This window comes from Paraburkholderia sp. SSBN10T (assembly GCF_056619545.1).
Genome location: NZ_JBWQQI010000013.1, coordinates 118516 through 132660, shown reverse-complemented (window position 1 = coordinate 132660; position 14145 = coordinate 118516). Strand labels below are relative to the sequence as shown.

The window sequence follows — 14145 nt, the reverse complement described above, 5'->3', positions numbered from 1 at the left end:
ACGGAAGGCCGTCAGTCAGCAGACGCAGTCGACTGGTTTAACGTAGTACGAGCAACACACGGAGACACATCATGGCAAGCTTAACGCTGCGCAACATCAGAAAAGCCTACGACGACAACGAAGTGATGCGCGACATCAATCTCGACATCGCGGACGGTGAATTCGTGGTGTTCGTCGGCCCGAGCGGCTGCGGCAAATCCACGTTGATGCGCATGATCGCGGGCCTCGAAGACATTACCAGCGGCGATCTGAATATCGACGGCACGCGCGTGAACGATATCCCGCCGGCCAAGCGCGGCATCGCGATGGTGTTCCAGTCGTACGCGCTGTACCCGCACATGACGCTGTACGACAACATGGCGTTCGGCCTCAAGCTCGCCGGCACCAAGAAGCCGGAGATCGACGCGGCGGTGCGCAATGCGGCGAAGATCCTGCATATCGACCACCTGCTCGATCGCAAGCCGAAGCAGTTGTCGGGCGGTCAGCGGCAACGGGTGGCGATTGGCCGCGCGATTACGCGCAAGCCGAAGGTGTTCCTGTTCGACGAACCGCTGTCGAACCTCGACGCCGCGCTGCGCGTGAAAATGCGGCTGGAATTCGCCCGTCTGCACGACGAACTGAAGACCACCATGATCTACGTGACGCACGATCAGGTCGAAGCCATGACGCTGGCCGACAAGATCGTGGTGCTGTCGGCGGGTAACGTCGAGCAGGTCGGCAGTCCGACGATGCTGTATCACGCGCCGGCTAACCGCTTCGTGGCGGGCTTTATCGGCTCGCCGAAGATGAACTTCATGGAAGGCGTGGTGCAGTCGGTCGCGCGCGACGGCGTCACGGTACGCTATGAAACCGGCGAGACCCAGCGCGTGGCGGTGGAGCCGGGTGCGGTGAAGCAGGGTGACAAGGTGACGGTCGGGATTCGTCCGGAGCATCTGCACGTCGGCATGTCGGACGACGGCATCTCGGCACGCACGATGGCGGTGGAGTCGCTCGGCGACGCGGCGTATCTGTACGCGGAATCGAGCGTGTCGCCGGAGGGGCTGATTGCGCGGATTCCGCCGCTCGAACGCCATACGAAGGGCGAGACCCAGAAGCTCGGGGCGACGCCTGAGCATTGCCATCTGTTCGATGCTAACGGCAAGGCGTTTCAGCGCAAGATCGTCGAGGTGCTGGCGGCCTGACGCACGGCGCGGCACGATGGACGCGGCGCGCGCTGCGTCCTTTTCAGGCATGCCGCGCAAAGGGGCCCAGATGCGTGGCGTGGCCCGCAGCATTGCCGTTTGCCGATTATGGCCCCGGCTTATGGATTGCCGGCGCTCAATGCGCGCGGTTCCATGAAGGTGTGGCGGAAGTATTCACGCACGGCATGCATCGCCGGGCTCAATTCTGCGTTTCTGCGCCAGGCGAGACCTACGCTCATCGGCGGCACCGCATCGCGCAACTGCATCGTCTCGATCCGCCGTCCCTCCAGCGACCACGGGCGATACACCATGTCGGACAGGATCGCCACACCGCTGCCGTTTGCCACCATGCTGCGCACCGCCTCGACAGACGAAGTGCGCAACTTCACGTTCGGCCGGTAAGGCGTCTCGTTCCAGTAGCGCAACGCCGTATAGGCCGCCTCGTCTACCGTCAGCATGACGAAGGGTTCTGCCGCAACGTCGGCGAGCGTGACGCTTTCGCGCTTCAGCAATGGATGGTGCGCGCAGAGCCAAAGCCTGCGTACCGAATGGATGACCGGCTCGAGCGTCAACTCCGGATTCGCGACGTTCGACGTGAGCAGCACCGCCATATCGTAGCGGCCCGCAATCAAACCTTCCTCGATCGATTCGCGATTCAGTTCGTGCAGTTGAATCGTCAGCCGCGGATACAGCGTGTTCAGGCGCTGCAGATGATGCGGCAAAAAATAGCCCAGTACGGTATAGCTCGCGGCGATCGCGAGGGTTCCGGTGAGCGTGCTTTCCAGGTTCGGAATCCGCATCGCTTCATCGACCGACGACAGGATCGTGTACGCCTGGTTGAGGAAGCGCCGGCCGGTAGTGGTCAGCGTGACGCCGGCGGCGGTGCGCAGGAACAACTGCGTGCCCAGGCTGTCTTCGAGCTCCTTGATCGCGTTGGTGACGGCGGACTGCGAAATCGTCAGTTGAATCGCTGCTTGCGAGATCTGCCCGAGCTCCGCCGTGGCGACGAAATACTTGAGCTGCCTTAGGGTCAAGGACATTCCGCCCGCCTGAAAAAATGATAATTCACCGAGCAGTATCTTATCTTCGCCAAAAATCGATACCTGCTCCTTTTGCTATGCCAGGCGGGATGGCCTGCGAGACAGGTTTGTGCGGGTTCAACCGGCGAACGAGACATCTGAAAAACAGATAACGTCCCATATAAAAATAGAACTATTTTGGCGGGCAACGGGCAGTTAATGTTTCTCTGAACCGGCCCGGTGCGTTGTGGTGGCGCACCGGGGCTGCTGACCCAGGGAGACATTCAGCATGAAGAAGCACAGCGTCGATTTGAATTCCGACATGGGCGAAGGTTTTGGCGCATGGCAGATCGGCGACGGTGTCGATGAGGAGATCATGCCGCTCATCAGTTCCGCCAACATCGCCACCGGTTTTCACGCAGGCGACCCCAACATCATGGCGCGCACCGTGCAGCTCGCCAAGCAGGCGGGTGTCGGGGTCGGGGCGCACCCCGGGTTTCGCGATCTGGCGGGATTCGGGCGGCGCACGATCACCGAGGCGCCGCAGGCGCTCGTCAACGACATCGTTTTCCAGCTCGGCGCGCTGCGCGAGTTCGCGCGGCTCTACAACATCAGCGTGCAGCATGTGAAGCCTCATGGCGCGCTCTACATGCTGGCGGCGCGCGACGAAGACCTGTCGCGCCTGCTGATCGAAACGCTGCAGAGGCTCGATCCCAAGCTCCTGCTGTACTGCATGGAAGCGTCGGTCACCTACCGGATTGCGCGCGAACTCGGTCAGCCGGTGATTCGCGAGTTCTACGCGGACCGTGATTACGACAGGAGCGGCTCGATCGTCTTTACGCGCCGGGTCGGGCGGCTCGATCCGGACCAGGTGGCGGCGAAGGTGCTGAGGGCCTGTGTCGAAGGGCGGGTGGCGACGGTCGACGGCGACGACATTGCGATCGAGTTCGATTCGGTGTGCATCCATAGCGATACGCCCGGCGCGCTCAGGCTGGTGGAGTCGACGCGCGCGCTGCTGACGCGCCACGACATCCGCGTGGCCGCGCCGCTGCCTGCGCTGGCGCACTGAGACCCATCGGACCGGCATCGGCACCAAACCAGACACGAGGAGCAAACAACAGATGGCACAACATGACATCGTCAGTCCCTTGCCGGGCACCTTTTACCGGCGCGCGTCGCCGGACGCGGCGCCGTACGTCGAAGTGGGCGCGTCAATCGAAGACGGTGCGGTGGTCGGACTGGTGGAGGTGATGAAGCAGTTCAGCGACGTCGAGGCGACCGTCGCGGGACAGGTCACCGAGATTCTTGTCGAAGACGGCGAACCGGTGGATGCCGGACAGGTTCTGATGCGAATCGAGGCTTAACGTGATGAGCGCAACCCACCCGACGGATGCCGACGCGTCCACGACAACCTTCTACCAGCCGCAGCGCATCCGCACGGTGCTGGTGGCGAATCGCGGCGAGATCGCGGTTCGCGTGATTCGCGCGGCGCATGAGCTTGGCATGCGCGCGGTCGCCGCCGTCAGCGATGCCGACCGCGACAGCCTGGCGGCGCGCATGGCCGACGAAGCGGTGCCTGTCGGCCCGGCGCACGCAGCAAAGAGCTATCTGAATCCGGCAGCCATTCTTGCCGCGGCAAAGCAATGCGGGGCGGACGCGATTCATCCCGGCTACGGCTTCCTCTCCGAAAACGCCGCCTTTGCGGGCGCGGTCGAAGCGGCCGGGCTGATTTTCGTGGGACCTTCGTCGAATGTGATCGCGACCATGGGCGATAAGGCCCGCGCGCGCGAAACGGCACAGCGCGCCGAGGTGCCGACGGTGCCCGGCAGCAACGGCATTGTCCTGTCGCTCGGCGAGGCGCGCGAGATTGCAGCGCGCATCGGCTATCCGGTGATGATCAAGGCGGCGGCCGGTGGCGGCGGACGCGGCATCCGCGTCGCCTACGACGCGCAGCAACTCGATGCCGAACTGCCGCACGCGCAACGCGAGGCGCAGGCCGCGTTCGGCGATGGCGGCGTGTATCTCGAACGCTTCATTGCCAGGGCGCGGCATATCGAAGTGCAGGTGCTCGGCGACGGTCGGGACGTCGTGCATCTGTTCGAGCGCGAGTGCTCGCTGCAGCGGCGCCGTCAGAAGATTCTCGAAGAGGCGCCTTCGCCGTCGCTGACCCCTGCCTTGCGTGAGGCGCTGTGCGCGTCCGCGACGCGGCTGGCACGGCACGTCGGCTATCGCAGCGCGGGAACACTGGAATATCTGTTCGACGACACGCGCGGCGAGTTTTACTTCATCGAAATGAACACACGCATTCAGGTCGAGCATCCGGTCACGGAGGCGATCACGGGCGTCGACCTGGTTCGCGAAACGCTGCGCATTGCCGACGGCGAGCCGTTGCGGTTTCGCCAGAGCGACATTGCGATGCGTGGTGCGGCGCTCGAATGCCGGATCAACGCAGAAGATCCCGAGCAGGACTTCCGCCCGAACCCGGGCCGCATCGACGCACTCGTGTGGCCGACCGGCCCGGGTGTGCGCATCGACTCGATGCTGTATCAGGGCTACACCGTGCCACCGTTTTACGATTCGCTGCTCGCCAAGCTGATCGTGTCCGACGAGAGCCGGCCCGCGGCTCTCGCGCGGCTCGAACGAGCGTTGCGCGAGTTGCAGATTGGCGGCGTGAAGACGACCGCATTGCTGCATCGCGCCCTGCTGGCCGATGAGGACGTGCGTGCCGGCCGCTATCACACCAACTTTCTCGAAGCGTGGATGGCCGGCTGGCGCGCACAGCGATCCGTGGAGGCAGCATGACGATCCGATACACGTTCGGCGGCGATGAGTTCATTTTCGTCGAGATCAGCGAGGACATGTCGCTCGAGGCCTTTTTCAAGGGCACGGCGATCACCCGAGAACTGCAACGCCGCAAAGTGGCTGGCGTGACGGAGATCTGTCCGGCGAATGCGTCCTACCAGGTGCGCTACGATCCGGATGTCATCGCGCCGGAGGTGCTCCTTGCGGTACTGCAGGCCATCGAGGCCGAGGTCGGCGACGCCGATCTGAACATCGCGACGCGTATCGTCGAAGTTCCGGTGCTCTACGGGGACCCGTGGACCCACGAAACGCTGATGCGCTTTCGTGAACGCCACCAGGACCCGGACTCGACCGATCTGCAATACGCCGCGCGCATCAACGGCTACGAAGACGTCGACGCTTTCATCGCTGCGCACGCCGGTTCGCCGTGGTTCGTGTCGATGGTCGGCTTCGTGGCGGGTTTGCCGTTCATGTTCCAGATGGTCGAGCGCAAGCGCCAGTTGCAGGTGCCCAAATACCTGCGGCCGCGTACCGATACGCCGAAGCTGACCGTCGGCCACGGCGGCTGCTTCGGCTGCATCTACTCGGTGCGCGGGGCAGGCGGCTACCAGATGTTCGGTGTGACGCCCGCGCCGATTTTCGATCCGGCCCAGCGTCTCGACTACCTGCGCGATTTCATGGTGTTCTTCCGGCCCGGCGATATCGTGAAGTTCAAGCCGATCGACCGCGCTGCCTACGACAAGGCCGTCGCCGAAGTCGAAGCCGGCACGTTTTCGCTGCGCGTCCGTCCGGTGGATTTCTCGCTAGGCGCTTTCATGCGTGACCCTGACGCATACAACCGTTCACTGGTGGAGGTGCTCGATGCCGACTGATCCGCTCAAGGCCATCGAGGTGATCAAACCCGGTCTGGCGACTTCGGTACAGGATGCCGGCCGGCAGGGCTACTACCACGTCGGCATTCCGCCTTCCGGCGCGCTCGATCAATACGCGCTGCGCGCGGCCAACCTGCTGGTCGGCAATCCTGAAGAGGCGGCGGCGTTGGAGTGCACCTTGCTGGGACCGCAACTGCTGTTCAACGTGGATACGCTGATTGCGGTGACCGGCGCCGAGATGACGCCGAAGATCGACGGCATCGTGCAAGCGTGCAACGTGGCGTTGCGCATCAAGGCCGGCAGCACGCTGACGTTCGACTACGTGAAAGGCGGCGCCCGGGCCTGCCTCGCGGTGGCCGGCGGGATCGACGTGCCGGAGGTGCTCGGCAGCCGCTCGACGTACGCACTGGGCGCGATCGGCGGGCATCAGGGACGGCGCCTGCACAAGGGCGACGTCCTGAGCGTTGGCCGTGTCAGAGGTCCGGCCCGCGAAGGCACGGCACTTCCCGACGCGTTGCGTGTTGCGCTCACGCGCGAGGTTGAATTGCGCGTGCTGCCAGGTCTCTATCACCATCGCCTGACGGATGAATCGGCCAGCACGTTTTTCGAAGACACCTGGGCGGTCGCGCCTGAAGCGGACCGCATCGGTTACCGCTACAAGCAGGGCCGGCCGCTCCAGTTCCGCGAACGCGAGCAACCGTTCGGCGCCGGCGCGGATCCGTCGAACATTGTCGACGCCTGCTACCCGATCGGCTCGATTCAGGTGCCGGGCGGTCTCGAGCCGATCATCCTCCATCGCGATGCGGTGTCGGGTGGCGGCTACGCGACGATCGGCACGGTGATCAGCGCGGACATGGATCGGATCGGGCAAATGCAGCCGAACCATCTTGCGCGCTTCGTACCGGTCACGATGACACAGGCGCTCGCTGCGCGGCGGGACGCGCAATTGCGGCTGGCGCGTTTGCGCGAGGTGCTGCTGCGCTAGCGCGCGGAACATGCGCTCAAGGGCCGGCCAGGCCGCACGCCGGTCCCTCTTCTTCACTGAACTTCGTTCGCGACTTCCCGCTCACGCGCGGCTTCGTGCCGTGCGGGGGAACCTGCGTTCGCCGGTTTCGCGCAATACCCGTTGTCATTCAGGCGCCGCCCTCTCGCCACACGTTGTGCGCTGGCGCCAGTCCCCAACCTGCAAGTGTATTGAGGAGCACGATCATGGCCAATCTGGCACAGGAAGCAGCCGCAGGCGAACTGGATCTATCGACGCTCGCCATTCCGGAGGGCGCGCGGATGCCCGCGTTTTCGCTCACGATGGCGTGGTGGGCGGTGTGCAGCGCCGTGTTCTACATCGTCGTGGGCGCGACGCTTGCGCTCAACTACGGCGCGCGCAACGCGCTGATCGGGATGGCGTTATCGGTGGTGTCCTACGGTCTCGTGAACGCGGTGATCAGCCGCTACGCGATTCGCACCGGGCTCAGCGTCGCGCTGTTTTCGCGGATGCTGTTCGGCAGCGCGGGCGCCGCGCTGGCTACCTTGATCTTCTTTGCAACGGCGATCTATTACGCGGTATTCGAAGGCTCCGTGATCGCCGTCGCGGCGCACAGCCTGTTTCCGCTACTCGATTACCGGTGGGCGGCGCTGATCGTCGTGTGCTATAGCGTGCCGCTCGTGTTCGGCAGTGTCCAGCACTGGCTCGACAGATTCAATGGCGTTCTGCTGCCGTTCTATCTGCTCGGGCTCGTCGCCGCGGTCGTGCTGACTACGCATGAATACGGCTACAACGCTGCGTGGCTCGACTTCGGACCGAAGGGCGCGGTGCCGGCCGACGGCTGGTGGAGTTGCTTCGTCTACTACATGGGCGTCTGGGTGCTGATGATGTTCACCTTCGACTACGCGCGCTTCGGCCGAAAACAGGACGCCACGTATCACGGCCGCTTCAACTTCGGCATGCCGTTCTATCTGGTGACGTTCCTCCTGAACGGCGCGGTGGGCATTTATCTGGTCAGCTCCACTCCGGCGCTGGGTACGCTTTCCGAAGTGTCGGTCGTGCTTGCGCTGCTGAAACTCATGGGGATCTGGGGCTTGCTGTTCGTGTGGGTGACGCAGTCGCGCATCAATACCGCGAACTACTATCTCGCCGCGATCAACATGCAGGCTTTCTTTCAGAAAGTGGCGGGCCTGCGCGCGCCGAAGTTCGTGTGGGCGCTCGTGGTCGGGGTGGTCGTCTATGGCTTGATGATGGCCGATGTGTTCTCGAAGATCCTGCAGGCGCTCGCCTATCAGGGCATCTTTGTGGTCGCCTGGGTGGGCGTGGCGCTGGCGCACATCCTGTCGACCCGCTATGACGAGTTGCTCGGCGGCGAGATCGAATGCCGCGACTCGCACGTGCCTGCATTCAACCCTGGCGGTTTGACGGCCTGGTTTGCGGGGGCGTTCGCCGGTCTCGTGCTGATGAATGTGCCCGGCCTTGCGCAGTCCTTCTCGGCACCCTCGACCTTTGTGGTGTCATGGCTCGTGTATCGGGGGATGCTGGTGTCCGCCAAGCGGACGTGGTTCGTGCGAGGCTAGGGCGGGGACGGCGCGGCGCATGGCGAGCCGCGCCGGGCCGCGCCGGGCCGCGCTGGGTCGAGCGAGCGCCGCGTAGCGGGTTCAGGCTTCCAGCGCCGCCCGTGCGCACAACTCGTCGGTCACCAGTCCCGACAGCCAGCCGCCCTTGAGCACCGCAATCACCGCTTCGTGTTTGCGCTCGCCGCCGGCGAAGCCGATGGTGGGCCGCCGCGGCGGCGAATCCAGCGCCACGCTGGTGACGCGCTGCCCGGTCGGCGAATCGACGTGCGCACCCGACGCGTCGATCGGCAAGCCGAGCATTTCGGCCACCGCCTTGCGCTGCACCAGTTCCTTTACTTCGGCCGCCGTAATAAAGCCGTCCTCGTGCAGCGGACAATGCGGTCCGACGTTGCCGATCCCGACAAACGCGACATCCGCTTTGCCCGTCAGCGCTTCGACGATCCGGTACAGACGGTGATTGCACCACTGCGCGCGCTCGGCTTCGCTATCGGCGAGCAGCGGTGCGGGCAGCAGAAAATGTCTGCCGCCGGTCTTCTCCGAAATGTGCAGCGCGACGTCATAGCGGTTCGAGGAGCCGTCCTGGGCGATCGCCCCGACCATCGATACCAGGCGGTGCTGCGGACGGTCAAGCTGGGCGATCTGATCGACCGCGGCTTTGAGCGTGCGGCCGCTGCCGACCGCGATCACCATCGGCTTTTCTTCGCTCAGGTAGCGTTCCATCACCTGCGCGCCGGCGACCGCCAGCTTGCGGTCGATTTCCTCGGGCGCGTCGCTGTCGACCGGCACGACCTCGCACATCGACAGCCCATAGCGCTTCGACAACTGCTCGGCGAGCGTGAGGCAATCCGCGAGCTGATGATCGACGCGCACGCGGATCAGGTTCTTCTCGACCGCGAACGCGACCAGCCGCTGCGCCACCGGGCGTGAGACCTGCAGCTTCTCCGCGATCTCGTTCTGGGTATTGCCGGCGACGTAATAGAGCCATGCGGCGCGCGTGGCAAGGTCGAGTTTTTCGTTGGACTTGGGCACGATGGGCTTCTTGTGGTTTGCGCCGAGGATAGCAGCGGCTCAGCCTGCTGATGTCGGCATGAACGTTAAGCCAGCCGCTCGCGCGACGGGTCGAATAGCGGCCGCACATGCCGGTATAGCGCCCGGAAGCCATCGAGGCGCGAGCGCAATGCCGCGTGCCTGGCCGGCTCCGGCGTGAATTCCAGTTCCACGGGCGGCTTGGTGAGCACCAGCGCCGGATCGCCGCCTGCCGCCAGCCAGCCGAGACGGGCCGCGCCGAGTGCGGCGCCGGTTTCGCCGCCGCCGTGCTTGCGCGTGGTGGTGTTCAGCGCGTCGGCGAGCAACTGTGCCCAGTAGTTGCTGCGCGCACCGCCGCCGAGCAGCGACAGCGCGCTCGCTTCGGTGCCGGCCGCGCGCAGGGCATCGAGTCCATCGGTGAGCGCGAAGCTCACGCCTTCGAGCACCGCGTAGCCGAGCAGCGCGCGGTCGGTGGCGTGGTTCATGCCGAAGAACACGCCCTGCGCATACGGATCGTTGTGCGGTGTGCGTTCGCCGGACAGGTACGGCAGGAAGAACGGCGCGCTCGTCAAAGCCTCGGGTGCGAGCGCTTCGACTTCGGCAAGCAGCGTGGGCTCGTCGGTGGAGGTGAGCTTGCAGACCCAGCGCAGGCAGCTCGCTGCCGACAGCACGACGCTCATCTGGTGCCAGCGGTCCGGAATCGCGTGGCAAAACGCATGCACGGCGGAGGCCGGATTGGGCCGGAAGCTGTCGCCGACCACGCACAGCACGCCTGAGGTGCCGAGCGAGACGAAGCCGTCGCCCGGCTGCGTCGCGCCGATGCCGATGGCGCTCGTCGCGTTGTCGCCGCCGCCGGCTGCCACCACCACGCCTTCGCTGAGGCCGAATTCGCGGGCCACGTCGGCGCGCAAGGTGCCGGACGATTCGCTGCCTTCGCAGAGCCGCGGCATCTGCGAGCGGCGCATGTCGCAGGCGGCGAGCAGCGTGTCGGACCAGTCGCGCCTGGCCACGTCGAGCCACAGCGTGCCCGCGGCGTCCGATGGATCGGAGACCTTGTCGCCGGTCAGTTGCAGGCGCAGATAATCCTTTGGCAGCAGCACGCTCGCGGTCTGCCGGAAAATTTCCGGCTCATGGCGCGCGACCCACAGCAGCTTGGGGGCGGTGAAGCCAGGCATGGCGAGGTTGCCGGCAATCCGATGCAGTTCCGGCGCGCGTGCGGTCAGCTCGGCGCATTCCTCGACGCTGCGCATGTCGTTCCACAGGATCGCCGGGCGCAGCACGCGGTCTTGCGCATCGAGCAGCACGGCGCCGTGCATCTGCCCGGACAGGCCGATGCCGCGCACCTGGGCGAACTCGTCGGGATGCTTCGCGCGCAGCGCGAACAGGGCGGCGCGCGTGCCGTCCCACCAGTCGGAGGGATTCTGTTCGGCCCAGCGCTGATGCGGGCGCGAAACGGTAAACGGAGAACCTGCCGTACCGATCACGCGGCCGTTGGACGCGAGCAGCAGGACTTTCACTTCGGACGTGCCGAGGTCGATGCCGAGATACATGGGCGCGGAACCTTCGTCGTTGGGGATGCGCTACTTTAGCCGCACACGGCGGTAGATGCCATGGGCGTTAGACCTGGCTGCGATTGGAGCCGCCCGGACTGACGCGTGGCCGGGCGTGAGGCGCACGCACGGGCGCAGGCGTAGGCGGGGGCGCGGTGGGCGCGCCCCCGGGACCTCATGCGCGCTTCGCCAGCCACGCATCCACGCGGGCCAATGCGCCGCGCAACGCCTTCTCCAGATGGGCCGTCTGCGCCATGCTGCCCCACAGCAGCCGGTCGGCACAGAACGCCTGCAGCGGATCGGGCGCGGTGAAGAAGCCGCGTGCGACCCGTTCGTCCATCACGCCGTCCTGATACGCATACGGCAATTTGCCGGCCTGCCAGCGGTCGAGAAAGCGGAAGAACAGGGCCGGGAGCACCGCGGTGGCGGCCGGCTCGACGCCGCGCCCGAAACATTCGGCGAGCGTCGGCGCAATGAAGCCGGGGATCTTCGAAAAGCCATCCGCCGCGACGCGCTGGTTGGTGTCCTGAATATGGGGATTGCTGAACCGGTCGAGCACGACATCGCGGTAGCGCGCCAGATCGAGCGGGCTTGGCGTGAGGCAGGGGATCACGTCCTGGGTGACGTAATCGAACGCGAACTGGCGGATCTCCGGATCGTGCGTGCCTTCGTGGATGTAGTTCAGCCCGACCAGCGTGCCGGCCCACGCAATACAGCTATGGGTGGCATTCAGGATGCGGATCTTGGCCTCTTCGTACGGCACGACCGAGTCGACCAGTTCCGCGCCGACCTGCTCCCACGCCGGACGTCCGGCGCAGAAACGGTCCTCGATCACCCATTGGATAAACGCTTCGCCCATCACCGGCACCGCGTCGTCGAAGCCGGTGGCGGCCAGCACGCGCTCGCGCACATCGGGAGTGGGCCGTGGCGTGATGCGGTCGACCATCGAGCTCGGCGAGGTCGTGTTGGCGTCGAACCAGGCCGCGAGTGCGTTGGCGTTGCGCCGTTCGAGAAACTCGCTCATCCCCGCATGAAAGCGCTCGCCGTTGCTGCGCAGGTTGTCGCAGCTTTGCAGCGTCACCGGGCCGCCGTTGCGCTGCATGCGCGCTTCGAGGATCGCCGCCAGCGCGCCGTAGATGGTGGTCTGCGCGCCGTTCAGGTCGGCGGCGAGATCGGGGTTGGCCGTGTCGAGCCGGTCGTGCTCGTCGAGGTAATAGCCGCCTTCGGTCACGGTGAACGCGATGATCTTGCAGGCCGGATCGGCGCCGGCTTCGATCAGCCCGTCGAGGCTGTCGGACCACGGCACCACGCGTTCGATCGAGCGCACTGTCTCGTACGCGCGCTCGCCGGCGGGCGTGACGGTCTCGAGCGTATAGACGCCGCCTTGCGCCGCGAGCGCTTCGAGCACGGGATTCATGTCGCCGCGAATATTGCCGACGGTGAGCGACCAGCGCGGTTCGCCTTCCTTGCGTAGCTCGTTCAACCGGTGCAGATACCACGCCTGGTGGGCGCGGTGAAACGATCCTGCGCCAATGTGCAAGATCACGTGGGCGTCCGCGACGCCGCCTTGGCCGCTGTTCATGTGCGTCTCCTATGTCGACCGGAGTTGGCGCTTCAGCGCTTACTCCGGTCCCATGCAAGTGATTGCGCCGGGATTCGAGTTAACGCTTCAGCGCCTACTCCGCTCCCAGACAATATGGTTGTGAAAGTCTTTCGCGCATGGTCTGCACGTGCATTTTCTGATTTGGAGCATTTGCTCTGCATGTGAGCGAATGATCGTACCCGGCGAATCGAAAGTCAAGGCGGCAAACGCGTCAATTTGTGGCGCAGCGCCGCGTGGCGGGGCTTGTATGGGATGGGTGGAGGACGCGGGGCGTTATGCGAGGCGACTTCGCAGGGCTGCTGCATTGCATCAAATTTGACCTGCAAAGCGTCGGGAGTAACCCGAATGCAAAAAAGTATCGGTCCACGGTTTCATTTTTAGTGGTGCGCCGCGGCTTTGCAGGCTAATTTTCGCTATACAAACCGAAGACCCGCGGCGCGCCTGAAACCGGCGTTGCCGCAGAGCCGCTTCAATGGAGGAAGACACGTGCAACCCGATCTCGAACTCGTGGCCGTGCGCCGCGACGAATCGTTCAAGGCGTGGTACCACGGTTATCCGTACCGTACGGTGCGCTGGCATTTCCATCCCGAGTACGAGATCCATCTGATCGTGGCGACCACGGGCAAGATGTTCGTCGGCGATCACATCGGCAGTTTCGCGCCCGGCAATCTGGTGCTGATGGGGCCGAACCTGCCGCACAACTGGGTGAGCGAGGTGCCCGAGGGCGAAACCATCGAGCAGCGCAATCTGGTCGTGCAGTTCGGCCAGGAGTTCGTCGCGCACTGCATGGAGAGCTTTCCGGAGTGGCGTCAGGTGGAAGCCTTGCTGGCGGACTCGCGGCGCGGCGTGTCATTCGGTGCGCAGACCAGTGCGGCGATCCGGCCGCTGTTTCTCGAGCTGCTGAATGCGCGCGGCTTGCGCCGCATCGTGCTGTTCCTGTCGATGCTCGAAGCGCTGGTCAATGCACAGGATACCGAACTGCTGGCGAGCCCGGCCTATCAGGCCGATCCGACCGGTTTCGCCGCGACGCGCATCAACCATGCGCTGTCGTATATCGGCAAGAATCTGTCCACCGAGTTGCGCGAGTCGGATCTCGCGCAACTGGCGGGCCAGAGCGTGAGCGCCTTCTCGCGCTATTTCCGCCGTCATACCGGCATGCCGTTCGTCCAGTACGTGAACCGCATGCGCATCAATCTCGCCTGCCAGTTGCTGATGGACGATGAGTTGAGCGTGACCGACATCTGCTACAAGGTCGGCTTCAACAACCTGTCCAATTTCAACCGGCAGTTCCTGATCGCCAAGGGCATGGCGCCCTCGAAGTTTCGCCGCTACCAGCAGTTGAACGACGCGAGCCGCGACGCCTCCGAAGAAGCGGCCGCCCGCGGCGCCGGCATCGCCAACGCGCCGTCGATCGTACCGGCCGTGCAGACCCACAGCCACACGCGGACCGCCCCGGCCGCCTATCCACCGACGTAACGCTTCACCTCACCCGTGTTTCAACACTCATCGCGTGGCTCGAGACCGCGCGAG

Annotated in this window: 12 protein-coding genes; 8 read left to right on the top strand and 4 right to left on the bottom strand. The window is 64.9% G+C overall.

Annotated features, from left to right (window positions below; genetic code table 11):
* Positions 1 to 71 precede the first annotated feature (71 nt).
* Positions 72 to 1181 (top strand): ABC transporter ATP-binding protein, encoded by a 1110-nt coding sequence (locus AC1ECK_RS20670; RefSeq protein ID WP_480322180.1) that lies wholly within the window; start codon positions 72 to 74, stop codon positions 1179 to 1181.
* 119 nt (positions 1182 to 1300) lie between these two features.
* On the opposite strand, the gene AC1ECK_RS20665 is transcribed toward AC1ECK_RS20670, so the two are convergent.
* Entirely contained in the window at positions 1301 to 2221 is a 921-nt protein-coding gene (locus AC1ECK_RS20665) for a LysR family transcriptional regulator (protein WP_480322178.1), read from the bottom strand.
* Positions 2222 to 2489: 268 nt separating this feature from the next.
* On the opposite strand from AC1ECK_RS20665, the gene AC1ECK_RS20660 reads away from it, so the two are divergent.
* The 6 genes from AC1ECK_RS20660 (at position 2490) to AC1ECK_RS20635 (ending at position 8436) form a co-directional block, all read left to right on the top strand.
* Positions 2490 to 3269 (top strand): 5-oxoprolinase subunit PxpA, encoded by a 780-nt coding sequence (locus AC1ECK_RS20660; protein ID WP_480322176.1) that lies wholly within the window; start codon positions 2490 to 2492, stop codon positions 3267 to 3269.
* Between the two features lie 52 nt (positions 3270 to 3321).
* Complete coding sequence (locus AC1ECK_RS20655; protein ID WP_480322174.1) at positions 3322 to 3564, top strand: acetyl-CoA carboxylase; 243 nt, start codon at positions 3322 to 3324, stop codon at positions 3562 to 3564.
* Between the two features lie 4 nt (positions 3565 to 3568).
* Positions 3569 to 5002 (top strand): acetyl-CoA carboxylase biotin carboxylase subunit, encoded by a 1434-nt coding sequence (locus AC1ECK_RS20650; RefSeq protein WP_480322172.1) that lies wholly within the window; start codon positions 3569 to 3571, stop codon positions 5000 to 5002.
* Positions 4999 to 5874, top strand: a complete 876-nt coding sequence (locus AC1ECK_RS20645) for a 5-oxoprolinase subunit B family protein (RefSeq protein ID WP_480322170.1) — start codon at positions 4999 to 5001, stop codon at positions 5872 to 5874. The genes AC1ECK_RS20650 and AC1ECK_RS20645 overlap by 4 nt, the downstream gene beginning before the upstream one ends.
* A complete protein-coding gene (locus AC1ECK_RS20640) occupies positions 5864 to 6859 on the top strand; it encodes a 5-oxoprolinase subunit C family protein (protein WP_480322168.1) in 996 nt (331 codons plus the stop codon). Before AC1ECK_RS20645 ends, AC1ECK_RS20640 begins: the two co-directional genes overlap by 11 nt.
* A 224-nt stretch (positions 6860 to 7083) precedes the next feature.
* Positions 7084 to 8436 carry a purine-cytosine permease family protein gene (locus AC1ECK_RS20635; protein WP_480322166.1) on the top strand — a complete coding sequence of 451 codons (1353 nt, stop codon included), beginning with the start codon at positions 7084 to 7086 and terminating at the stop codon, positions 8434 to 8436.
* A gap of 81 nt (positions 8437 to 8517) precedes the next feature.
* Here the strand turns inward: AC1ECK_RS20635 and AC1ECK_RS20630 are convergent, their stop codons facing one another.
* The 3 genes from AC1ECK_RS20630 to dalD form a co-directional block, all read right to left on the bottom strand.
* A complete protein-coding gene (locus AC1ECK_RS20630; protein WP_480322164.1) occupies positions 8518 to 9465 on the bottom strand; it encodes a sugar-binding transcriptional regulator in 948 nt (315 codons plus the stop codon).
* Between the two features lie 65 nt (positions 9466 to 9530).
* The gene (gene xylB / locus AC1ECK_RS20625) at positions 9531 to 11012 is read right to left on the bottom strand and encodes a xylulokinase (protein WP_480322162.1); all 1482 of its coding nucleotides are present in this window, start codon (positions 11010 to 11012) and stop codon (positions 9531 to 9533) included.
* A 175-nt stretch (positions 11013 to 11187) separates the two neighbouring features.
* A complete protein-coding gene (dalD, locus tag AC1ECK_RS20620; protein ID WP_480322160.1) occupies positions 11188 to 12594 on the bottom strand; it encodes a D-arabinitol 4-dehydrogenase in 1407 nt (468 codons plus the stop codon).
* A 507-nt stretch (positions 12595 to 13101) separates the two neighbouring features.
* On the opposite strand from dalD, the gene AC1ECK_RS20615 reads away from it, so the two are divergent.
* Positions 13102 to 14091, top strand: a complete 990-nt coding sequence (locus tag AC1ECK_RS20615; protein WP_480322158.1) for an AraC family transcriptional regulator — start codon at positions 13102 to 13104, stop codon at positions 14089 to 14091.
* Positions 14092 to 14145 lie beyond the last annotated feature (54 nt).

Coding starts and splice junctions, on each gene's coding strand:
- AC1ECK_RS20670 (WP_480322180.1), top strand. CDS start 72: ATGGCAAGCTTAACGCTGCGCAACATCAGAAAAGCCTACGACGACAAC.
- AC1ECK_RS20665 (WP_480322178.1), bottom strand. CDS start 2,221: ATGTCCTTGACCCTAAGGCAGCTCAAGTATTTCGTCGCCACGGCGGAG.
- AC1ECK_RS20660 (WP_480322176.1), top strand. CDS start 2,490: ATGAAGAAGCACAGCGTCGATTTGAATTCCGACATGGGCGAAGGTTTT.
- AC1ECK_RS20655 (WP_480322174.1), top strand. CDS start 3,322: ATGGCACAACATGACATCGTCAGTCCCTTGCCGGGCACCTTTTACCGG.
- AC1ECK_RS20650 (WP_480322172.1), top strand. CDS start 3,569: ATGAGCGCAACCCACCCGACGGATGCCGACGCGTCCACGACAACCTTC.
- AC1ECK_RS20645 (WP_480322170.1), top strand. CDS start 4,999: ATGACGATCCGATACACGTTCGGCGGCGATGAGTTCATTTTCGTCGAG.
- AC1ECK_RS20640 (WP_480322168.1), top strand. CDS start 5,864: ATGCCGACTGATCCGCTCAAGGCCATCGAGGTGATCAAACCCGGTCTG.
- AC1ECK_RS20635 (WP_480322166.1), top strand. CDS start 7,084: ATGGCCAATCTGGCACAGGAAGCAGCCGCAGGCGAACTGGATCTATCG.
- xylB (WP_480322162.1), bottom strand. CDS start 11,012: ATGTATCTCGGCATCGACCTCGGCACGTCCGAAGTGAAAGTCCTGCTG.
- dalD (WP_480322160.1), bottom strand. CDS start 12,594: ATGAACAGCGGCCAAGGCGGCGTCGCGGACGCCCACGTGATCTTGCAC.